General features: G+C 62.6%; 17 protein-coding genes and 2 pseudogenes. 11 read left to right on the top strand and 8 right to left on the bottom strand.

Annotated features, from left to right (window positions below):
- Positions 1-17: 17 nt before the first annotated feature.
- Positions 18-1,808, bottom strand: coding sequence for an ABC transporter ATP-binding protein/permease (locus GYH34_RS20950; protein ID WP_161915497.1), 1,791 nt, complete (start codon positions 1,806-1,808; stop codon positions 18-20).
- Between the two features lie 244 nt (positions 1,809-2,052).
- Positions 2,053-3,168 carry an RHE_PE00001 family protein gene (locus GYH34_RS20945; RefSeq protein ID WP_161915496.1) on the bottom strand — a complete coding sequence of 372 codons (1,116 nt, stop codon included), beginning with the start codon at positions 3,166-3,168 and terminating at the stop codon, positions 2,053-2,055.
- A 324-nt stretch (positions 3,169-3,492) separates the two neighbouring features.
- Between GYH34_RS20945 and GYH34_RS20940 the strand changes: the two genes are divergently transcribed.
- The 5 genes and pseudogenes from GYH34_RS20940 (at position 3,493) to GYH34_RS20920 (ending at position 6,520) form a co-directional block, all read left to right on the top strand.
- A complete protein-coding gene (locus GYH34_RS20940) occupies positions 3,493-3,918 on the top strand; it encodes a putative toxin-antitoxin system toxin component, PIN family (RefSeq protein WP_161915199.1) in 426 nt (141 codons plus the stop codon).
- Complete coding sequence (locus GYH34_RS20935) at positions 3,915-4,175, top strand: toxin-antitoxin system HicB family antitoxin (RefSeq protein WP_161915200.1); 261 nt, start codon at positions 3,915-3,917, stop codon at positions 4,173-4,175. Before GYH34_RS20940 ends, GYH34_RS20935 begins: the two co-directional genes overlap by 4 nt.
- A 47-nt stretch (positions 4,176-4,222) precedes the next feature.
- A pseudogene (locus tag GYH34_RS20930) lies at positions 4,223-4,876 on the top strand (recombinase family protein); the annotation flags it as partial.
- A gap of 85 nt (positions 4,877-4,961) precedes the next feature.
- Positions 4,962-5,990, top strand: a complete 1,029-nt coding sequence (locus GYH34_RS20925; RefSeq protein ID WP_161915495.1) for an IS110 family transposase — start codon at positions 4,962-4,964, stop codon at positions 5,988-5,990.
- 131 nt (positions 5,991-6,121) lie between these two features.
- Entirely contained in the window at positions 6,122-6,520 is a 399-nt protein-coding gene (locus tag GYH34_RS20920) for a hypothetical protein (protein WP_244635456.1), read from the top strand.
- A 42-nt stretch (positions 6,521-6,562) separates the two neighbouring features.
- Here GYH34_RS20920 and repC read toward each other — a convergent pair whose 3' ends face one another.
- The 4 genes from repC to GYH34_RS20900 form a co-directional block, all read right to left on the bottom strand.
- Complete coding sequence (gene repC / locus GYH34_RS20915) at positions 6,563-7,876, bottom strand: plasmid replication protein RepC (RefSeq protein WP_161915202.1); 1,314 nt, start codon at positions 7,874-7,876, stop codon at positions 6,563-6,565.
- 211 nt (positions 7,877-8,087) lie between these two features.
- Complete coding sequence (repB, locus tag GYH34_RS20910) at positions 8,088-9,104, bottom strand: plasmid partitioning protein RepB (protein WP_174242474.1); 1,017 nt, start codon at positions 9,102-9,104, stop codon at positions 8,088-8,090.
- A 2-nt stretch (positions 9,105-9,106) separates the two neighbouring features.
- Complete coding sequence (repA, locus tag GYH34_RS20905; RefSeq protein WP_161915493.1) at positions 9,107-10,312, bottom strand: plasmid partitioning protein RepA; 1,206 nt, start codon at positions 10,310-10,312, stop codon at positions 9,107-9,109.
- 1,092 nt (positions 10,313-11,404) lie between these two features.
- Positions 11,405-12,583 carry a Fic family protein gene (locus GYH34_RS20900; protein WP_161915492.1) on the bottom strand — a complete coding sequence of 393 codons (1,179 nt, stop codon included), beginning with the start codon at positions 12,581-12,583 and terminating at the stop codon, positions 11,405-11,407.
- A gap of 155 nt (positions 12,584-12,738) precedes the next feature.
- On the opposite strand from GYH34_RS20900, the pseudogene GYH34_RS20895 reads away from it, so the two are divergent.
- Together GYH34_RS20895 and GYH34_RS20890 are read left to right on the top strand one after the other, a co-directional pair.
- Positions 12,739-14,172 (top strand): annotated as a pseudogene (locus GYH34_RS20895) (DUF6880 family protein).
- 374 nt (positions 14,173-14,546) lie between these two features.
- Positions 14,547-15,662 carry an RHE_PE00001 family protein gene (locus GYH34_RS20890; protein WP_161915491.1) on the top strand — a complete coding sequence of 372 codons (1,116 nt, stop codon included), beginning with the start codon at positions 14,547-14,549 and terminating at the stop codon, positions 15,660-15,662.
- 126 nt (positions 15,663-15,788) lie between these two features.
- On the opposite strand, the gene GYH34_RS20885 is transcribed toward GYH34_RS20890, so the two are convergent.
- Positions 15,789-16,109 (bottom strand): hypothetical protein, encoded by a 321-nt coding sequence (locus GYH34_RS20885; protein WP_161915490.1) that lies wholly within the window; start codon positions 16,107-16,109, stop codon positions 15,789-15,791.
- 231 nt (positions 16,110-16,340) lie between these two features.
- Positions 16,341-16,880 (bottom strand): TetR/AcrR family transcriptional regulator, encoded by a 540-nt coding sequence (locus GYH34_RS20875; RefSeq protein WP_244635455.1) that lies wholly within the window; start codon positions 16,878-16,880, stop codon positions 16,341-16,343.
- 268 nt (positions 16,881-17,148) lie between these two features.
- Between GYH34_RS20875 and GYH34_RS20870 the strand changes: the two genes are divergently transcribed.
- The 4 genes from GYH34_RS20870 (at position 17,149) to GYH34_RS20855 (ending at position 21,320) form a co-directional block, all read left to right on the top strand.
- Positions 17,149-17,523 carry a copper uptake system-associated protein gene (locus tag GYH34_RS20870; RefSeq protein WP_161915487.1) on the top strand — a complete coding sequence of 125 codons (375 nt, stop codon included), beginning with the start codon at positions 17,149-17,151 and terminating at the stop codon, positions 17,521-17,523.
- On the top strand, positions 17,520-18,416 hold the full coding sequence (locus GYH34_RS20865) for an alpha/beta hydrolase (protein WP_161915486.1): 897 nt from the start codon (positions 17,520-17,522) through the stop codon (positions 18,414-18,416). Before GYH34_RS20870 ends, GYH34_RS20865 begins: the two co-directional genes overlap by 4 nt.
- A 142-nt stretch (positions 18,417-18,558) precedes the next feature.
- The gene (locus GYH34_RS20860) at positions 18,559-18,966 is read left to right on the top strand and encodes a hypothetical protein (RefSeq protein ID WP_161915485.1); all 408 of its coding nucleotides are present in this window, start codon (positions 18,559-18,561) and stop codon (positions 18,964-18,966) included.
- A gap of 74 nt (positions 18,967-19,040) precedes the next feature.
- The gene (locus GYH34_RS20855) at positions 19,041-21,320 is read left to right on the top strand and encodes a TonB-dependent receptor (protein ID WP_161915484.1); all 2,280 of its coding nucleotides are present in this window, start codon (positions 19,041-19,043) and stop codon (positions 21,318-21,320) included.
- Positions 21,321-21,411: the final 91 nt, after the last annotated feature.

The raw sequence follows: 21,411 nt of genomic DNA, 5'->3' as shown, positions 1-21,411 counted from the left end.
ATGTCATCGGGCGCCTCTCACTTCGCCCCCGGCTTTTCGCCGATCGACGCGAGACGTGGTCCCTTCGGGTCGAAGACGAGCCGCAAGATTCGATTGTAATGCGAGGCATCGGCGTGCGGGCCGCCGATGGCGATCAGCGACGTCGACGGGAGCTCGTCAGCTAGCGCCTCGAAGATCAAATCCCGCCTCTCCGGCGAGATTGCCTCGATCGCTTCGTCCACGACCACCCAATCGGGCTTGTGCAGAAGCAGCCGTGCAAAGGCGAGGCCGAGCTGCTCCTCATGCGTGAGCTCCTGGTCCCAGCGCGCCGATCGATGAAGATCGGGACCGAGATAGCCGAGACCGAGCCGCGTCAGCGCGGCGAGCAGCTGCTCATCCTGAAAGGCGTCCGGCGGCCCAGGGTAAGCGAGGATCTGACGCAGGTCGCCGTCCGGAATGAAGGGACGCTTGGGCATGAACATGACCCGCGCGGGCAAAGGAAGCTCGATGCGGCCCGAGCCCCAAGGCCAAAGACCCGCGATAGCGCGAAACAGGCAGGTCTTGCCCGAGCGCGCCGCGCCGACGATCAATATGCGCGCGCCGCGCGGGGCCTCCACATGCCTTTCGCTCAATCGGACGCTTCCCGTGGGAAGCGACACTTGCAATTCGTCGAGAACCAATCGTTCGCTCGCCGCTTCGCCGAATTCGATTCGGCTCGTGGTCTCGCCGATCTTGTCGACTTCGAGCAGGGCGAGACGGAAGGCGCCGACGCGATGCAATGTCGCGCGCCAATCCGCGATCGCGCCGGCGTTGTCGACGAACCAGCGTAGCGACTGCTGGACCTGAGTGAAGGCGCCTGCGCTCATCAGCAGGCCGCCGAGGGTGAGATCTCCACTGAAGAAGGCGGGCGCCGCGACGACGATGGGCGCGACGATCGTGAACCAGCCATAGCCCGCCGTCACCCAGCTCAGATTGGTGGTCGCGCGCACGAGGTCGCGCAGCACGACGAGCAGGCGGTCGAAGGTCCGGCCGAGCTTCTGTTCTTCCTCGGCTTCGCCCCGATAGACGGCGACGCCCTCGCTATGCTCGTTGACGTGCACGAGCGCGAAACGCATGTCGGACTCGCGAGCGTAATGTTCGGCGTTGAGACCGACGAGCGGGCGGCCGACGAGCCAGCTCGCGAGCGAGGCAGCGCCCGCGTAGAACAGAGCGCTCCATACCATATAGCCGGGGATGACGACGCTCTTGTCCCAAAAATGGAGCGTCACGCCCTTCGAGAGGCCCCACAGCACGCCGATGAAACAGACGAGCAGCAGCGCCGCCTGCAAAAGGCCGACGCCGAGATCGGTGGTGAGCTCACTGAGATGGCGTGCGTCCTCGTGAACGCGCTGATCGGGATTGACGCCGATGTCGCCGGCGCCGGCGAGCAGAAAGGCGCGCTTGGGCGCCAGCCATTGAGAGAAGAGATCCCGCGTCAATCTCCTCCGCAATTCGACGCGCGACATTTGATTGAGCCATGTCTGAGCGACGTTGAGAACGAGCAACGCGCCGGCGATGACCGCGAAGACTCCGAGCTGATGCGCGAAGCCTTCCGAGTCGCGCCGGGCGAGCGCGTCATAGAAAGGCTGATTCCAGGCGTTGAGCGCGATCTGGCCGTAGGCCGTCGCGCCGATGACGACGATGAGCGCGGCCCATATGCCGATCAGAACGCCGCGCTCCGGCGAGCCCCAGAGGACCTGTCCGAGAGTCAGCGCCTCACGCGCGAACTCGCGAGAGATCCATCCTGGCTCCGCGACCGGTCCGGGTCGTGTGGACGCGTCCTTCGTCATCGTCGGCTCGACCTCCAGCTCTCCGCCAAATACTCGACTTTGGCGACAAATCGCGCTCCGTGACAATGCTGCTACGACAAGCGGGGGTCGACAAAATTCGATACGCACGGCGCCTACGGTTTCGTCCGTTTCGTGGAGCGCAAAATTTCAACGGTTTAAAACGCTGATCGGTGTCGAGCCCCCTCGTCGATTCATACACTGACTAAACGTCACACATGACTCCTGATGATAACCATCCCTTCCCTCATATAACAGCCCAGGCCCTGTATCGCCCGCGTCCGGTCAGCTCGCGAAGGTTCGACGAGAGTTCGTCGATCATCGTAGTGGCGGCTTGTTGAGAGACCCGAAGCTCCTTGGCGGCGAGAGGGACGGTGACGACCGGCGAAGCCAGACACAGATCGACGAGCTGCGACAGCCTCGAATTCGCCCTTCGGCCCATGCATTTTCTGAGCAGGAGCTCGCGCGCGAGCGTCAATCTGTCGAGCTCCTTCGCGTCCGCCTTCGCCATCGTTTCGATCGCACAGGCGAAAGCGACCATTCGAGCTTCGAAATCATCCCGTCCAGCTCGGCGATATTTGGCCTGTCGAAATCCCGAATGCAACGCTGTGAGACAATGCCGGGTCTTTCCTCTGGAACGCAGCGAGGCCGCGGCGAGCAAGGGACCGAGCCAAGCGCTACGCTGCAACGGCTCGATCTCCTCCCAAGCGTCGAGCGCGACGCTCGTCGCCATCAAGGGCGGGAGGTTCTGGCTGCGGCCCAGACGCTCGCGCCACTCCGCGAGACGCGCCTCCTCGTCCCAATCTTCGTCGTAGACCAAACCAGAGTCGTCTCGCTTCGGCGGAGCCGGCTCGATTCGCTCTATCGGGCGTGACGTACGCGCCAGCAATTCGTCGATTTCGGCGAATTCTCCTGTAAGGATCGTCTCATCGTCCTCGTCATCCAGCTCCCGATCCGCCGCTTCGACCATGACGAGTGAACCAGTGGTCGGCTCGCACCCAACGCCGTTGGGTCTCTCTGCGCCACGCAGACTGGCGAGGCCGTCGGTCATCAGCGCCCATCCCGGCTCGCGATCGGCAATGCGACGGCGCGTCACCAGAACGGCATGGGCTCGCACGAGCTCGTGCGTCGGCGTGCGCACATCCGCTCCCGCGTCGTGAAGCACGAGGTCTTCGATCGGCACGAATTCGCCCGCGCGCCACAAGGCGGCGCAGGCGTCGTGGAAATGCGCGCGAAGGACGAACGCCTCGCCAACGGGACTGGAACGAAGCCGCTCGTCGAAACGCGCGAGAGCGTCCGACGCGCTCTCGAAGGGCGCTTGCAGGCGCTCGAATGAGAACGAGGCGGGAAATGAAAATCCCATTTTAATCCTATGGGAATCAAGATTATTATCAATTTATCTCAAATTTAGCTTGAGTGATAGAAGATGCATTTGTCTGTTCGTCGCCCGGATCGAAATGCGTCGCCACGGCTGGCCAAAAGCAAGCCTCGGTACGGCTCTGGAGGCGAGCTTTCGGCCCGCAAATCGACGAAAAAGCCTGTTTTTCAGGCCCTTCTCCTGCTCGCGCCTACGTGGCGGCCGCGGATTTCGGCCTTCGGATGCGATTTCAAACGACCGGTTTGTGATAACTTACAATTTTGGAATTCTATCCAGTGACACATCCCATAGGATGTATTATATCAAGCTATGAAGCGCCTCGTTCTCGATACCTCGGTCATCGTCTCCGCATTCCGCAGCTCGCGTGGCGCGAGTTTCGTAATTTTGAGCCTCGTGGCCAAACGACGCCTCGTCCCACTCGTCTCGACGGCCTTGTTCCTCGAATATGAGGACGTTCTGCAGAGACCAGAGCAGCGGGATGCGCATGGGCTCGATCCGAACGCTGTCTCGAAAGCTCTCAGGGAGCTGGCGGCGCTGTGTGAACCCGTGGAGCCTCATTTCAGCTGGCGTCCACAACTGTCGGACCCGGCCGACGAAATGGTTCTGGAGGTCGCGTTGAACGAAAGAGCCGACGGTATCGTGACGCATAATGTGCGCGACTTCCATCAAGCGGTCCCGAAATTCGGGATTCCGGTTTTGACGCCAGGAGCCTTGCTGGAAAGGATCGGAAAATGAGCAAAGCGACATATCCCCTAAAGCTGCCCACTTCCCTCAAAAAGGAAGCGGCCAGACTCGCGAAACAGGACGGCGTTTCATTGAATCAATGGATTGCGACAGCAGTCGCTCAGAAAATCGGCGTCGTCGAAACGACGGCTGAGTTCCTGAAGCGTCGCGCTGGAAGCGCGAGCGGCTCCGGTTTGTCGGAAATTCTTCGGCAAGCGCCCAACCGCGCGCCAGATCCCGGCGACGAGTTGCCTCCTGATTGGGTTTAGTCGTGAAGACGCCTCCTTCGCCGATCTCCAAGCCGGTCCCCTGACCCATGCCCCTGATCGGCTACGCCCGCGTCTCGACCGAGGATCAGGTCACGGACGCTCAGACCGATGTGCTGAAGGCCGCCGGCTGCGTCGAGATTTTTCGCGAGCATATGTCCGGGGCGAAGGCCTCGCGGCCGGAACTGGCCAAGGCGCTAGCGCGGGTGCGCCGCGGCGACGTGCTGGTCGTCGCGCGGCTCGACCGCTTGGCCCGCTCGCTGTCTCATCTCCTCGCCGTGATCGCCGAGCTCGACGCCAAGGGCGCGCATTTCAAATCGCTCGCCGATCCCATCGACACCACGACGCCGCAAGGTCGTTTCGCCCTGCAGGTTCTCGGCGCTGTGGCCGAGCTGGAGCGCGCTCTGATCCGGGAGCGCACCAAGGACGGCCTGCGCGCCGCCAAGAAGCGCGGCCGCACCGGCGGCAATCCAAAACTGCGCGCCGGCGACCGCGACGCCATCCAGCGCATCGTCGACGCCAAGGCGGCGAATTATTTCGAGCGCGTCAATCGATCGGCCGAACATTGGCTGCCCGTCGTCCGGCAAATGCGCCCGGATCACCGCTGGCAGGATGTCGTGCGCGTGCTCAACGCCAAGCGCGATGGCGCCACCGGCGCTCCCCTGCCCCAATGGACCGTCGAGCGCCTGAAGCGCGCCGTCAAATGATGGAGTGGATGCCCCCTCCTGACGGCATCGAGATGTGCCAAGGTGGCGATGTTTTCGCATCCCACGAACGGAGCGGGCATCCATGGAAAATGTTAGCATCATCGGTCTCGACCTGGCAAAGCGATCGTTCCAGGCACATGGCGCCCTCGCCGACGGCGCCGTGGCTTTCCGCAAGAAGCTTTCCCGAGAGAAAGTTCTCGCTTTCTTTGCCGAGCAGCCGCGCTGCGTCGTCGCCATGGAGGCCTGCGGGAGCGCGCACCACTGGGGTCGGGCCATCCATGATCTTGGCCACGAGGTTCGCTTGATCCCACCTGCCTACGTTAAACCCTTTGTCAAGCGTCAAAAGAACGACGCGGCCGATGCGCAAGCGATCGTCGAGGCCGCAAGTCGACCCACGATGCGCTTTGTCGCGGTCAAAACCGAGGAACAGCAGGCACGCGCGATGCTTTTCCGCACGCGCGATATTTTGGTCCGGCAGCGCACGCAACTGATCAACGCCCTCCGCGGTCATTTGTCGGAGCATGGCGTCGTGGCCGCGCAGGGGCCGGCGAATGTGAAAGTTCTTGAAGAGGCGGTCGGGGATCCAGGAACCTCGCTTCCCCTTCTTGTCGTGGAGCTGGCGCGCGTCTTCCTCGATCAGATCGAGGGGCTTTCGGAAAGGATCTCTGGACTCGAGAAAGTGTCGGCTCACGAAGCGGCATCCGGAGAAACGACACGGCGTTTGCAAACTATGCCAGGCGTGGGTCCCATCACGGCCCTGGCCATTGAGACCTTTGCGCCGCCAATGGATGTCTTTAAACGCGGGCGCGATTTTTCCGCCTGGCTGGGGGTAGTGCCCCGGCAACATTCAACCGGGGGCAAACAGATTCTCGGGAAAGTCTCCAAGATGGGGCAGCGCGACATCCGGCGTCTGCTGATCATTGGCGCCATGGCCGTCGTTCGCTCGGCTTTGAGAAAGGGCGCGCCGGAGGAAAGCTGGCTACAGCGCATGCTGGCGCACAAGCCACGGATGCTGGTGGCGATCGCGCTCGCCAATAAGATGGCGAGGTCGATCTGGGCCATGCTTGTGAAAAGAGAAGATTTTCGAGTTCCTGTGGTTGCGGCGTCCTGATCGACGATTGGACGCAGTGACTCGAGAAACGTCAGGCGTGTGAGGAGTTCGACGAACGGTAAGGTCAAATGATCGGTCAGATCCGGACCCGGAAACGCACGACGTAAGCAAAGGGCTTGCAGCCCGCTCAAATGATCTGCGCCAGGTCCGCGCATCTCCATACCGGCCAGCGGCCACGTCAGGCTGCATCTGAAGGCCTGATACATGACCGCACCCGATCACGCGATCAAACCGCTAAAACTCCTTGCGCGAACGGGGGCATCCATACATGCTTCGTCGCCGAGGGCTTGATCGAGCCCCGCCTCCTTCATCAGGCCGCCAGCCGAAAAGTCAGCAGCGAGCGCCTGGTCACGCTCGTCGCCGGGATCAAGCGGGCCAATCCCGATCTGACGCTCGCGCAGATCGGCGCGCAGCTCGAAGCCATGTATGAGCGCACGCCGCGCGGAGGAGCCCGCTGGGCGCCCTCCTCCGTCAAAAGCCTGCTCGACCGCGCCGAAAAGCTCCGGTTGCTCGACGCCGAAACGCTGTGAGCGAGCGGACCGCCGAGGGCGTCCGAAAAATGCGCCGCCACGTCACCCCGTCCTCTTGCGCTCTCGCGCCGCTTTCCCAGCCTTGCCGCGCAACAGGGCCATCAGCACGGGCCCGAGCGAGAACTCCCCTGCCCTCGCCTTTTCGGTCAGGACGCGGAGATAACCGCCGGCGCTCTTGATCTCATCGCCGCGTTGCAGGATCGCGGCGATGACGATCGCGGCGTCATGCTCGCCCAAGACGTCCAGGGCCTGCGACCAGGCGTCTGGCGAAACGCCGAGCGCCGAGCGCACTGTCGCCGCCGCAGCAGCCAAGTCTCGCCACGAGGAGATTTCGCCAACCGGACCGTAATCGAGGATATCAGGACAGGCCTCCAGCACCATTCCGAGCGGATAGGCTCGAAGCGCCGGCTTTGGATCGGCAGTCCGAGAGCGATCCGAGGAAGGCCCCCTGCCCTCTTCGAGATTTGGCTGGGATGGCCGAGCCCTGCCTTCTTGAAGGCTAGGTTCAAGATCAGAAAAGTTTGTGGTTTGATTCTGTATGTGACGCTCAGTTTGAGACTCATTGCCGCTCATATTTTGAGCTTTTATGTGCGTTTCCAGCGTCTTGTGGATTTCGGCCGCCAGCGCGACGAGCTCGCTGGCCAAAACCTCCAGATCGGCGCGGCAAAGCCTTCGACCGTAGCGCCCCGAGAGCATCGCATATTGTTGGTGCGCGTTGTCCCAGTCGCCCGCGACGCCCTCCTCCAATGCGGTCTCGATCATTTTGACGATGTCGCGCCGAGTGAGCGTGATCTTTTCGCGCAGCAGCGCGATCGCGCGGTTCTCGGCCCGCACCTCCTCGGCGAGGTTCTCGATTTCGCTCGAGCGCGCGACGAGCGGCGCGAGGTCGAAGCCGAAAGCGTCCTCTATGGTCCCCCCCTGCCCTTTTCTGGCGAAGCGTTTGCCATTCGGAGAATCGCGGCGAATGATCAGTCCGGCGTCGACGAGGCAGGCGAGATGTCGCCGCAACGTCGCCGGCGCCATGCCATGAGCGCGGATCGAAAGTTCCTTGTTCGAGGGAAACACGACGATGCCGCCGCCGGCGGAACCCGCTTCGGCCGGCTTCGAATTTTTCTCCGGCAGGCTGAGCGCTGTCTCCTGGTGGAAGCTCAGCAGCGCGTGCAATACGGATAGCGCGCGGTCGGTGACGCCGAGCGGCTCCTTGGCTTCGGTGAGCGCGCGAAACAGCCGCCATTTGTGGACGACGGTCTCGGATGCGCCCGGCTTTGCGGCGAAATTTTCGGTCGCGGTCTGGCTCGCCACCATGGCGAGCGACAACGGCCGCCGCCCGAAGGGCGTCGTTGGACGTGTCTGCATGTTCCTTTGCCTCATTCAGGCAAAAGAAATCCGCTCGCCGAAACGGCGCCGACTCTTGACAGTGATTCGCGGAAGTGGGATTCTTTGAGCGCCAACACAAAGAAGGGGCTTCCGGAACGGCGACGTGACGGGGGCCTTTTTCTTTTGCGATAAATCTCCGTTGGTTTCCTGAACGCTCCAACAGCGCCAAATACGCGGCGCGAAAGGAGCGTCAGCTCCCACGATCTCCGTTGGCCTTGTACTCCTCATAGAGAAGCTGCAGCCTTTCGGCGACGAAGTCGCCAAATTGCGGGACCACACGATCGTCGAATGTGAGCGTCAGCTTTTTACCGGTGCGCATGATGCGGGCGACCCGCGTCCCATCCTCTGCATTCCAGGTCTCGGGGCGAAGGCGGGCTTCGCGAACGCGCAACCGATCATAGAGGGTCTGGAACCTTTTATCGGTGTCCAAATCTCCGAACGAGGGCTCCGCCACAATGGCGCGCGCCCGTGCGCGATTGTCATCCACATCGAGAAGCTCGGTCAGCTCCTGCCAGCGCACTCGGCCAAATCCTGGCGCAGGGCCGATCGCATCGATCAACGCGCCGGGAACGCGCGTCGCGATGGCGATGAGGCGCGACAGCGCGGCCTTGTCGACATTGAGAGACGCCATGATGATCTCGCGCGAGAATTTCCGATCCTCGAGCCGCGCCGCGAAGCGGGCGCGCTCGATAAAGGTCAGATCGGTCCGGCCGCTATTCTCCTGCCCCTGCGCAATGACGAGCTGCTCATCGGTCAAATCGCGCACGACGGCGCGGACTTTGATGCCGAGCTCGCGCGCGGCACGCAATCTGCGATGGCCGAAGGCGACCTCGAAACGCTCCGGCGTCTTGGGGCGGACGAGAATTGGAACGTTCTGCCCATGCTCGCGGATCATCTCGCGAAACGCCGCATTCTGCTCCGGCGTCGCGTCCATGCGATCGGGCACGAAGGAGGCGTCGATGAGATCGGGATCGATCTCGACGACGGTTTGGCCTGCGACCAGCTTTTGCTCGATCTGCTCGGCCCGCTTCACACGCTCGGAAATGTCACCCAAGGATTGCGATATGGCGCCGAGAGCGCTCGATTGCTTGATCGGGCGATCGAGACCGAGAAGCGGACGGGCCGGATGCGCCGCCGCCGCGCGCGTCGGCGCCTCCTGAGGCTGTGTCTCCTCCAAAGGCGCGTCGAAGCTGATTTTACGCGCCATCGTCAGCTCCTCCCCCAAACGCCACGGATGAGACCTTCGATCTCACCATTGACGAGATCCAGCGCCTCGACCGCGCGGTCATAGGTTCCCCGCGTGAACTGTTGCCGCTCGACCTCATAGAGCGTCTGCTTCGTCAGTCCGGCGTCGGCGATCGCCGTGCTCTTCACCATCGGATGCGTGAGCACGCGCGAGCCGAAGATCGATCGCAGCAGACCCACCATCGTCGTTTGCGGGCCGTCGCTCGGCTCGTAGCGCGTTACCAAATATCGCATCCAATCATATTGCGTTTCGCCGCCTGCGTTTGCGACGACGTCGAGCAGGCTACCCGTCATGTTCAAGAACTGCGACATGGACATCACATCGAGCATTTGCGGATGCACGGTGATCAAGACCGCGGTCGCGGCGCAGAGCGCGGAAAGGGTCAGAAAGCCGAGCTGCGGCGGACAGTCGATCACGACGATGTCATAAGCGAAGCTCACCTGCGAGAGCGCCTCTCCGACGCGCGCGAAAAACAGTGAGCTGTTTCCCTGCCGCCCCATGAGCGCCTTGGGCGTCTCATGCTCGAATTCCATGAGCTCCAATTGCCCGGGAACCACATGCAAATTTGGTATGTACGTGGCGCGGACGATCTCCGCCATGTCGCGTCGCTGCGCGTCATAGCGAATGGCTCCGTAGATCGTCTCGCCTTCGCCGACGTCGAGCTCCGGCTGATGGCCGAAAAAGGTCGAGAGGCTGGCCTGCGGATCGAGATCGACCGCCAGCACGCGATATCCCCGAAACGCCAGAAATTGCGCGAGATGCGCAGCAGTCGTGGTTTTGCCGCTTCCGCCCTTGAAGTTCATCACCGAGACGATTTGAAGAGGCTCGCCGTCCCTGCGATGCGGCACATAGCGGCGCGCCCCTTTGCCATTGCGGTCGAGTTCGGCGCGGAGACCGTCGATGTCCTCGATCGAATAGGTCCGCCGATTGTTCGGCTGGGCCGGAGGCCCCTTCCCTTCCGCGACGAGCTGTCGCAAATAGCCCTCGTGTATCCCGATGAAGCGTGCGGCCTCCGCAGGGGAAAATCGCCGAATGGTCTTCTGCGCGGCCGGCGGGAAATCCCTGATCTGCTGCGCGCGCAGGCGCATCGACAGCTCGGCGGCGTCGGCATTGATCAGCGACCGCAGGTCGTCGGGACCCCGCTGCTGGCTTATGATCGATGTCGGCATTTGACTTCCCTAGATCTGCGGAAATTTCAGCTGTTGGCCCTGAAATGCGCTGATCGAAGAATAAGGGCCGATTCGCTCCACATCGCAAGGAGTTTTTATTTAACGAGAGGTTACCGCCGCTTCCAACGCCTTCGCCGTCAGACGGCCCTATTCCCCAGTTGCACGCGGACAACTCGGCTACTTCGATCGCGGCGGCTTCGGCCGACAGTTGCGCCCACTCCAGAGTTGCACGCGTGCAACTCGAATCGATACGAGCGAGATTCTATCACCTAAAAATACGGCTGAGTGTCGGAGTAGCATTCGCACCCGACCGGGCCTCTGCGGAGAGCCGAATGCCGTGGCGATTCGGGCTATTCGCTTTTCAAGCGCCGCTGCTTCCCATGCGCCCTATGAGGCCTCCCCTCACACATCATCGATCGCGCTCTCGACGACGCCGCAAATCGGGGATGCAATCAACGATCACTCCCCTCACTGCAACCAAGCCTTTTTGGGCGCATCCACGCCCCTACGCGGGACGCTCTCACGGGCACAAAGTGGTGTTGCACGTAAATCACCCGCAAGTTTCGACGGGAGGCGTCCATAGCCACTCATCGGGCCTGTTTTGAATCAAAGCGTGTCACGCCGTTCCTAAGTTGCCCGCGTGCAACTCGGCGGAGAGCGGTCAACCGGCCGTCGCGCGCCCGCGTCGAGATCAAAGCTGGACAGGGTGGTCGAGAGACAACAGCCGCCCGATCAAAAATTCGCTTGGTGAATGTCGACGACCGAGGCCCACCTTCTCGCTCGCGACCTCACTCGGTCATACCCCATCGCGTCCGCGGTCGTCGGGAAGGATTGCCCCGCAAGACGGCCCCAAGTCGATCCCGAACCGTTCATAAAAGAGCGCAGGGAGCGCGAAGAGGGCGACGTCACTCGACGGGTGGCTAAGCGGAGAGGAGCGATCTTCGGCCATCAGACCATCGCTCGTGAAGTACGAGCGCCATCATTCCCGCCACAGATGTACTTCCGATTTCCATTCAATATGCGCCTCGTCGAGGAAACGGTCCTCGAACGGGAGGGGCGCTCTCTGCAAACAGCCGAGGCGAGAAACGGAGGTCACCCTCGCAGTGGAGCCGTTCCTTCGCCGAGAATATCGAGATAAGCCCGATAGCTGAAAACGCGCCCGCGCCGACGGCCGGTGATCTCCGCGACGATGTCCAGACGCTCGAGATCGGCCAGCGCCGCATTGACGGTCGGCGCGCTCAACCCGGCACGCGCAACGAGGTCGTTCGCGGTCACGAACGGATGCAGTTGAAGCAAGTCGTGAATGCGAAGAGATGACCCCGTTCGATCGCTTTCGGCTGCTATCCGCTCACGGTCGCTCGTGAAAAGACCGGCGATCCGCACGGCCGCTTCGAAGGCCTGATCCGCCGTTTCGGCAACGCCCTCCAGAAAAAATTCGAGCCAGCTCTCCCAAGCGCCATTCTCGCGAACCTCTTGCAAAAGACGATAATAGTCCGCGCGATGCGTCTTCAGATAAAGGCTGAGATAGAGGAGGGGAGTGCGCAGCACGCCATTGGCGCACAGGAACAGCGTCACCAGAAGGCGCCCGACGCGACCGTTGCCGTCGAGAAACGGATGAATGGTCTCGAACTGGACGTGAAGCAGGCCGGCTTTGATCAGCGGCGGCAATTGCGATCGAGTTTCGTGAATAAAGCTCTCGAAGGCGTCGAGACAGGCGCTGACATCGCTCGGAGGCGGCGGCACGAACAACGCGTTGCCTGGCCGCGTGCCGCCGATCCAATTTTGCGAGCGACGAAATTCGCCGGGGTCTTTCGTCTCACCACGACCGCTCTGAAGGAGGCGGGCGTGGAGCTCACGAATGAGTCGAAGCGAGAGCGGGAAGTCTTCGAGACGCTCGAGGCCATACATCATCGCATCGACATAATTCGAGACTTCTCGGATGTCGTCGATCGGCTGACCAGACTGCGCCTCGGTCTCGAACCGAAGGAGATCGGCGAGGGTCGACTGCGCGCCCTCGATTTGCGATGAGAGCACGGCTTCCTTGCGGACATACATGTAGAGAAAAAGTTCCTGTCGCGGCAGCAGAACCGCTGCTCCATCGAGCCGACCGAGCGCACGTTCCGCGGCGCTGAGGCGACCGAGAAGGGGCAGGAGGTCGATGTTCGGGCTCGGCGGCAGAGGAGGGGGAACGAAGGCGCTTACAACTTCGCCGCCGACAGTCGCCTCCACGTATCGACCGAGCCGAGAGCTATGGGAATTCTGAACGCTCATGGGCGCAGCATGACCCAGGCATCTTATTTAAGCAACTTGGCGCTCCCTTAAATAGTTGACCTGAGGTTTTAAGGCGGCTTAATTAACCGGCACCGGACCGCCCCCGTCACAGTTGCGGCGCCTCCGCGAAACTCGATTCGGCTATAAACTCCCTCATGGCGTCGAAAAACACGCTCAACGCTCAAAACCTCGAAGCGCTCGGCGCCGCGCGGCTCGCCGAACTGTTGATGGAAATCAGCAGTGGCGACGCTGCCGTAAAGCGACGTTTGCGCCTTGCGCTCGTCGGCGCCCGAGTCCGGCCGACGCCTCGCGAGAAATTCGCAAACGCCTCGCCGCAATCTCCCGGTCCAGCGCCTTCATCGATTGGCAGAAACGCCGCGCCCTCGTCGACGATCTCGAAACGCAGCGACGCGCAATCGTCGATCACGTCGGACCGGCGGATCCGAAAGATGCGCTCGATCTCATGTGGAGCTTCACAGCGCTCGCCGCTTCGGTGTTCGCGCGCTGCGACGACAGTAGCGGCGCGATCATCGGAGTTTTTCACCAAGGAGCAAAGGACCTCGCTCGCTTGGCCGAGACCGCACGTTGTAACGCAGTGGAGTTGGCCGACCGCACATATCAGGCGCTGCTCGCCAACGACTATGGACAATACGACCACCTCATCGCCACGTTGAGCGGTTCACTCGGCGACGCTGGTCTCGCGCATTTGAAGCAGCGTCTCATCACGCTGTCCAACGAGCCGACGAAAAAAATCGCCTATCACGAAAGACGCAAAATCGGCTGGTCGTCGAGCGGCCCGATATATGAAGACGATATCCAGAATCGCCATCAGGCCAGCGTCATCCGGTTTGCGTTGAGCGACATCGCCGACGCGCAGGGCCGTCGACGCCTTCATCGCGCAATATGACGCACGAACGAAGAAGCTCCCGAAGATCGCGGCTGAAATTTCCCGACGGCTCACCTCCGCCGGCCGCGCCGACGAGGCGCTGCAGATTGTGGAGGCCGCCGAGCGGGGGCGCGCCGACCGTCCTGAATTCGAATGGGACGACGCGCGAATCGATGCGCTCGACGCGCTGAGACGAAGCGAAGACGCACAATCAGCGCGCTGGTCGTGCTTCGAGCGCTTTCTGTCAGAGCGGCATTTACGCGAGCATTTGAAGCGCCTTCCCGACTTCGAAGATATCGAGGTGGAAACAAGAGCGCTCGACATTGTCGAAAGCCACGCCAATTTCCAACAGGCGCTGTGGTTCCTGGCGTCATGGCCGGCGCTCGATCGGGCGGCAAAGCTTGTCCTACAGCGTTCCCAGGATCTCGACGGAGATCGCTATGAAATTTTGACGCCGGTCGCCGAATCCCTGGCCGGAAAGCATCCATTGGCCGCGACGCTAGCGTTGCGCGCCATGATCGTATTCGCGCTCGATCAAAGTCGAACCAGCCGCTACAAGCACGCGGCGCGCCATTTGCTGGAATGCGCGGGGTTGGCGGCGAATATCCCCGACTTCGGAGAACATGAGACGCACCAAGCCTTCGTGGCGCGGATGCGCGGCAAGCACGGCAAGAAGACTTCGTTCTGGTCCAACACGGCCTGAGCACCGGTTCTCATCGGTCGAACGCTTGCAGCGCCGTTAAAGCGGCGCGCCGATCGAAACAGGGCAGGGCGTCATGGGCGCCAAGCCGAGCGCTACACTACCGACGACTATCCACAACTGACCGTTTCGACGCGCATCCGAAGGCTGAAGTTCGCCGCCGCGACATGGTCGTGAGCAGAAGAAAGGCTTGCAAAATAGCCCTTTTCACCGATTTGCGCGCCGAGAGCGCGCCTCTGGAGCCGCTCCGAGGCTTGCTTTCGGCCAGCCGCGGCGACGCATTTCGATCAGCGCGACGAAACAGACAAAGGTATCTACTATCACTCAAGCTATATTCATACTAAATTGATAATTGTGTCGATTCGTGCAGGATTAAAATGGGATTAGCTCTTCCCGGCTTGGTTTCATTCGAGCCTCTGCAGGCGCCCTTTGAGAGCGCGTCGGACGCCCTCGCGCGTTTCGACGAGCGGCTTCGCTCCAGTCCCGTCGCCGAAGCGTTCATTCTTCGCGCGCATTTCCACGACGCCTGCGCCGCCTTGTGGCGCGCGGGCGAATTCGTGCAGCTCGAAGACCTCGTGCTTCATGACGCCGGAATGGACGTGCGCACGCCGACGCACGAGCTCGTGCGGGCCCACGCCGTTCTACTCACGCGTCGTCGCATAGCCGATCGCGAACCGGCCTGGGCGTTGACGACCGAGGGCCTCGCCAATCTACGTGGGGCAGGGAGGTCGAATGATGCGCCGTTTGAGCCAACCGCTGGTTCGGGCGCCATGAACGAAGCGGCGGATGGAGAGCTGGATGATGAGGACGGTGAGACGATCATTACAGGAGAATTCGCCGAAATCGACGAATTGCTGGCGCGAACGTCACGCCCGATAGAGCGAATCCAGCCGGCTCCGCTGAAGCGAGACGACTCTGGTTTGGTCTACGACGAAGATTGGGACGATCAGGCCCGTCTCGCCGAGTGGCGCGAGCGTTTAGGCCGCAGCCAGAACCTTCCGCCTTTGATGGAGGCGAGCGTCGCGCTCGATGCTTGGGAGGAGATCGAGCCGCTGCAGCGCAGCGCTTGGCTCGGCCCCTTGCTCGCCGCGGCCTTGCTCCGATCCCGTGGAAAGACTCGACATCATCTCACCGCGCTGCATTCTGGATTTCGACAGGCCAAATATCGTCGAGTCGGCCGGGATGATTTGGAAACTCGATTGATCGCATTCGCCTGTGCGGTCGAAGCGATGGCGACGGCGGACTCGAAGGAACTCGACAGATTGACGCTCGCGCGCGAGCTCCTGCTCAGAAAATGCAAAGGCCGAAGAACCAATTCGAAGATGCCGCAGCTCGTCGAATTGTGTCTCGCTTCGCCGGTCGTCACCGTCCCTCTCGCCGCCAAGGAGCTTCGGGTCTCTCAACAAGCCGCCACTACGATGATCGACGAACTCTCGTCGAACCTTCGCGAGCTGACCGGGCGCGGGCGATACAGAGCGTGGGCTGTCATCTGATGGATGGAGTATGTCGGACCAAATCTGGGCAATCGACTCGCGTGGGTTCCCCGCGTGGCGTCGGAGGTTTTGGCGCAACGCAGGCACGCCGCCGCCTATCGAATCCGGGGGCGCGAATTGCCATTTTCAAGGTCCGTCGCCGTAATTCTCTCGAGAAATGCCTCGTTGATTGCGAAGTTCGTCAGCAAATGCGGCGACGGCGCGCAGGTGAAAACCACAAAGCGCGGAGGACTCGTTTGCGGAGCCAGCGTGCTCGCGCCCGATGCGCAGCAACGCGAGTGTGGATGAGAAGAGCATCGTGAATAGCATGACGGCGACGGTGCTTTCCCGAATGTCATCGATGCGCCAAACACGACCGGCGCCGTCGACCGTATCTCCGCCCGCTCCGATTAGCCACGGCGTCACATGAGTGAGACCGGCGCTCACATAAAGCAAGACGGCGGCCACCCGAAACTCGGGGCTCTGCGCACGGGCTGAATCCAGCGCCCGCTCTCGTCCACGCAGATAGAGAGATAGGCCCGAAAGAACAGCCACGAAGTCGAGAACCACCCGAAAAAATTGGAGATCGGCACACCGAAGAAAGCGCCGCCCTCATGCCAAATCCATGCTCCAGAGATGGTCGCGCTCGGCGCATCCAAAGCACGAGAGCCGAGCTTCAGAAAAATTGACGCCGAATCTTCAAGCTCTGGGATTCGAGCGGCAGAGGCCGAATTCGGCTGCGAGCCGCTCCAATTCACCCGTCTCGATCTCTGCGAGGCCGGGCTCGAGCAGCGCCCGCAGGCCGAGACCACGCAGCCGATCGACGAAGCCGGCAGCCGCAGGATCATCCGCCTCTCGCCCGAAATATGCGGCGACGCGGCGCGTCAACCCCTGCGCATGGGCGGCGAGGATCGGCCGCAGCTCATCCTCCTCGCTCGCCCCCAGAACGATGGCGAGAAAGAAGCGCATCCGCCCGCGTCCGAGCATGAGATTGCGCAGCGTGTCGAAAAGCTCGTCGGCCTCCTCGGCGGCGCCCGCGCGCTCGGCGCGATCATGCGAGGCCTGCAGCAGAGCGACGAAGAGATCGGCCTTTCGCGGAAAATAATAAGTGAGATGCGACTGCCGCACGCCCGCGGCCTTGGCGACGCGCGGCTGGGTCAGCGCCTCGACGCCGTCTTTTTCGACGATGTCGAGCGCGGCGTTCAATATCCGCTGTCTGACGCTGATTTCCGCCGTCACTGCCGATCTTTCCGAGCCCGATGCCGGCTCCCTACCAAAAACCTGCTCGTCTGGGCAATGCGGCGCGCGCCCTCGTCTTCGCATGCGGCCGAGCTTTCGTCATAGAACGCTTGCCAAACCCGAGTTGGTAACTTACCAATATTTTCCGACGATCGAAATGGGGGGCGAGATGCGTTTTTTTCGGAGAGCCAGATGCGGCGCGGCGCTTTTTTCTCTGCTCCTCGGCGCGAACGTCGCCGTCGCGGCGGCCGGCGATGACGAAGCCGGCGTGAAACATCTCCTCATGCAAACCTTCGACCGTCCCGACTCGCCGCTCGCCGTGGAGCCGATCGTCGTCGACGGCGACATCGCCATCGCGGATTGGGCGCAGGGCGAGCAAGGCGGTCGCGCGCTGCTGCGCCGTAAGGACGGCAAATGGGAGATTTCGCTCTGCGCCGGCGACGCGTTGAAGCAGAGCGCCTCGCTCGAAAAGCTCGGCCTCGCGCGGCCCCGCGCCGAGTCGCTGGCCGCCTCGCTGGCGACGGCGGAGCGCCGGCTCTCCCCCGCCCTGCTCGAGCGCATGTCGCGATTCAACGGCGTGGTCGCCGTGGACGCCGCCGGCGGCCATACGCCGCTCGACCCGCATCATCGCCCGATTCCATGACCACGCTCAGCCGACGCGCGTTGCTCGCCGGAACGAGCCTTCTCGCCGCCGCGCCTGCTCTCGCCGGCGCCGCGACGCAATTCGGCATTCTCTCTATAGAGCAGAGCGGGGCCGGCGAGCCTCTTGTGCTGATCCCGGGCCTCGCCTGCGGCGCCTGGGCGCTGGAGGAGATCGCCCGCCGGCTTTCCCCGCGCTTTTCGATTCACGCTTTGACGCTACCGGGCTTCGACGGCCGTACGCCGATCGAGACGCCGATGATCCCGCGCATTTGCGCCGACATCGCCGCCTATGTGGCCGAGCGCCGTCTGAAGCGGCCGCTCCTCGTCGGCCATAGCCTCGGCGCCTTCATCGCGCTGCAGACCGCAGCGGCGCATCCCGAGCTGTTCGGCGGGGTTGTCACTCTGGACGGCTACCCGGTCTTCCCCGCCCTCGCCGGCGCGACGGCCGAGGAGCGCGCAGGCGCCGCGCAGCGCCTCGCCGCGCAATTTTCCGCCGGCGCCGACGATCCTGTCCGCTTTCGAGAGACGCTGCGCGGCTTTCTCGCCGCGCGCATGAATGATTCGCGGCAGGCCGAGCGTTTCGCCGAGCGCGCCGCGCGCAGCGATCCCGCCGCGACCGCCGCTTATGTCGTCGAGATGCTGTCGGCCGATCTGCGGCCCGAGCTCGCGCGGCTCGACGCGCCTCTGCTCGCTCTGGCGGCGACCGATTCCTACCTCGCCGGCCGCAGCGAAGAAGAGATATCGGCCTTTTACGCCGGCCTGCTCGCCAAGGCGCCGAAAGCCTCCGTCCTGCTCTTGCGCGAGGCCCGCCATTTCGTCGCCGTCGATCGGCCGGACGTCGTCGCCGCAGCGATCGAATCCTTCGCCGCCGGCCTGCGCCTCGGACGCGCATGACTGTGTCCTCGAGGTCACAACCTTCGGAAATCTCCGTAGCGAGCAACGCAGGCGGTCGCTTCGGCTTGCCTCGCGACTATTGGTCAGTTACCAAGAAAACGAAAGCGGAACCGAGCGACGGTTCGCGCGGCGCGAGAGGCGAATGAACGAGACGAAGCGGATGATCGAAGCAGGCCGAGGAGCGGCGCGCCGCTCACACGCGCTCGCCACGATCCTCGCCGTTCTTCCGCTGCTGCTGCAATTGATGTTCGCCGCGGCGCCTTTCGCCCTCGCGACGAATGCGCGGTCGGAAATCGCGCTCGCCGCGCCCGATTGCGCGACTCAGGACCATCGCCAGGCGCCCGTTGGCGAAGGCGCGCATTCGCATTGCTGCCTGCTCTGCGAATGGAGCCTGCGCGACGGCGTCGCCGTCATCGGCTCCTTCATCGTCACGGCTCTGGGCGCCGACGCGCATGCGACGCCGATCCGCGCGACCGCAGATCGCCCACGACCTGCGCCGATCGGCTGGACGACATCCTGGTCGTCACGCGCGCCGCCACTTTTCTCCTGACAGCAACGCCATGCGGCGAAAGCCGCGTTCCGACTTGGCTTCGAACGGCGCGACGCCGTCTCAGGAGAAACTCTATGTATCGCAGCCTTCTTTCGCGCGGCGTCGCCGCCGGCGCGCTTCTTCTCGCCGCTCCCGCAGCCTTTGCGCAATCAGCGCTGCCGCCGATCGACATCGGCTCCGATGCGCGCTCCGCCAATGCGGCGCCGCAGACTGGCTCGCTCACCGCTCCCTCGGTCGCGGAGCAAAAGCGCCGCATCGAGCAGACTGTCGGCTCGGTCGCTTTCGTCGACGCCGCCGCGCCGGAAATGCAGACGCGCCATATCGCCGATCTGCGCGACGCGCTGAAGGACGTCCCCGGCGTCTTCGTCGATACGCGCTACGGGCAAGAGCTGCGCCTCTCCATGCGCGGCTCGAACATCACGCGCGATTATCATCTGCGCGGCTTCGAGCTGCTGCAGGACGGCATACCGATGAACTATGCCGACGGCGGCGGCGATTTCTACGAGATCGACCCCAAATATTTCCGCTCGATCGAGGTCTATAAGGGCGGCAACGCGCTCTCCTTCGGCTCCTCGACATTGGGCGGCGCGATCAATTTCGTCTCGCCCACCGCGCGCACGGCGCTCGCGCCCAACATGCTCGCGATCGACGGCGGCAGCTTCGGCTCCATTCGCGGACAGGCGCAAATCTCGCGCGTCATCGGCGACTTCGATTTCCTCGTCAACGGAACCTTCTCGCATTCGGACGGGTTCCGCACCCATTCGCAATCCGACTATGTGCAGATCAACGGCAATATCGGCTATCGATTCTCCAATAATATCGAGACGCGCTTCTACTTCGGCGTCTATGACACGAATCAGCAATTGCCGGGCACGCTGACGCTGAACAATGCGCGCAGCAATCCGACGCTCGCGACGCTGCCCTATATCGCCGGCTTCGGCGCGGATGGCTTCGGCGCCGATCAAGCGCGCAATGTCCGCAATCAGCGCATCTCCAACAAGACGACGTTCGAAACGGACATAGGCCGCATCGACGTCGACAGCTGGTTCATTCACAATTACCTCTATCATCCGATCTTCGTCGTCATCGAGCAGGAAGGCGAGAGCTGGGGCTTCGCGCCCAAGCTCACGACGAAATTCGAGATCGCCGGCCACAGAAACGAGCTGACAGTCGGCGGGCGCGTCTGGGGCGGCGGCTCCACCGATAATTGGTATTCCAATTACAATGGCGCGAAGTTCAATCCCTATGGCGCGATACCGGCCAATTTCGCCAATGCGGCCTATTCCTTCCCGCCCTATTCCTTCAACGGCCTCGCGCAATTCGGCGCCGCGGGCTCCTGCTTCGGCTTCTGCGGAACCTTCATCAATCCGGGGCTGAGCGCGCAGATCCGCAACAACCGCATGGCGGCGCTCAATCTCGAGGCCTATTTCGAGGATCGCTTCTATATCGCGCCGCAGCTCGCTCTGATGTTCGGCGCAAAAATCTTCAGCGACGATCGGCGCTATTCCGTGATCGGCGGCATTCCCTATGAGCCGCTCGCCAATCACACGGAAAAGAATTATCGCGGCATCGTGCCCAAGGTCGGACTAATGTTCCAGCCGACCCCGGAGATTCAATTCTTCGCCGATATGACCGGCAGCCGCGACGTTCCCGATTTCGTCGATCTGACGCAGGGCTTCTTTCCGCCGACGCCCGGCGCCTCCTTCACGCCGCTCGCATCGCAAAAGGCCTGGACGGGGGAGATCGGCTCGCGCGGCAAATGGGATCGCTTCGCCTGGGACGTGACTTTCTACCATACCGAGCTGCAGGACGAATTGCTGAAGTTCAGCACCAATCCCGGCGCGGGCGTGCCGGCGACGACGTTCAACGCCAAGCGCACCATGCATCAGGGCGTCGAGCTCGCCGCCAGCGTCGATTTGTGGCGCAACATCACCGCGCCCGATGATGTGCTGAAGCTGAGCCAAGTCTGGACATGGAGCGACTTCCGCTTCGTCGGCGACGCCAATTACGGAAACAATCCGCTGGCCGGCGTTCCGCGCCATGTGCTGCGCACGACGCTCGCCTACAGCCGGCCGGACGGGCTCTATGTCGCGCCGTCGATCGATTGGGTTCCAGAAGGGTCTTACGTCGATTACATGCACACGCTGCAGACGCCCGGCTATGTGCTGCTCGGCGTTCAGGCGGGCATGAAGCTGCCCTATGGGCTCACCTTCTATATCGATGCGCGCAATCTCACCGATCGCCACTACATCAGCGATGTGACGACGATCATCGACGCGCGCGCGTCGAATCCGGCGGCCTTTTATCCGGGCTATGGCCGCGCGGTCTACGCCGGGATGAAATGGGCATTCTGACCTTTCATTGACGGAGCGATTCAGGTCTGCTCATGGGCTCTGAACCGCTTCGTTGCCGACGCGCCTCGCGACCATGAATGACGCTTATGCG

It is taken from the genome of Methylosinus sp. C49, from assembly GCF_009936375.1.
Taxonomy (GTDB): Bacteria; Pseudomonadota; Alphaproteobacteria; order Rhizobiales; family Beijerinckiaceae; genus Methylosinus.
The sequence above is the reverse complement of the archived record's forward strand: the minus strand, read 5'-3'. Positions and strand labels throughout refer to the sequence as shown.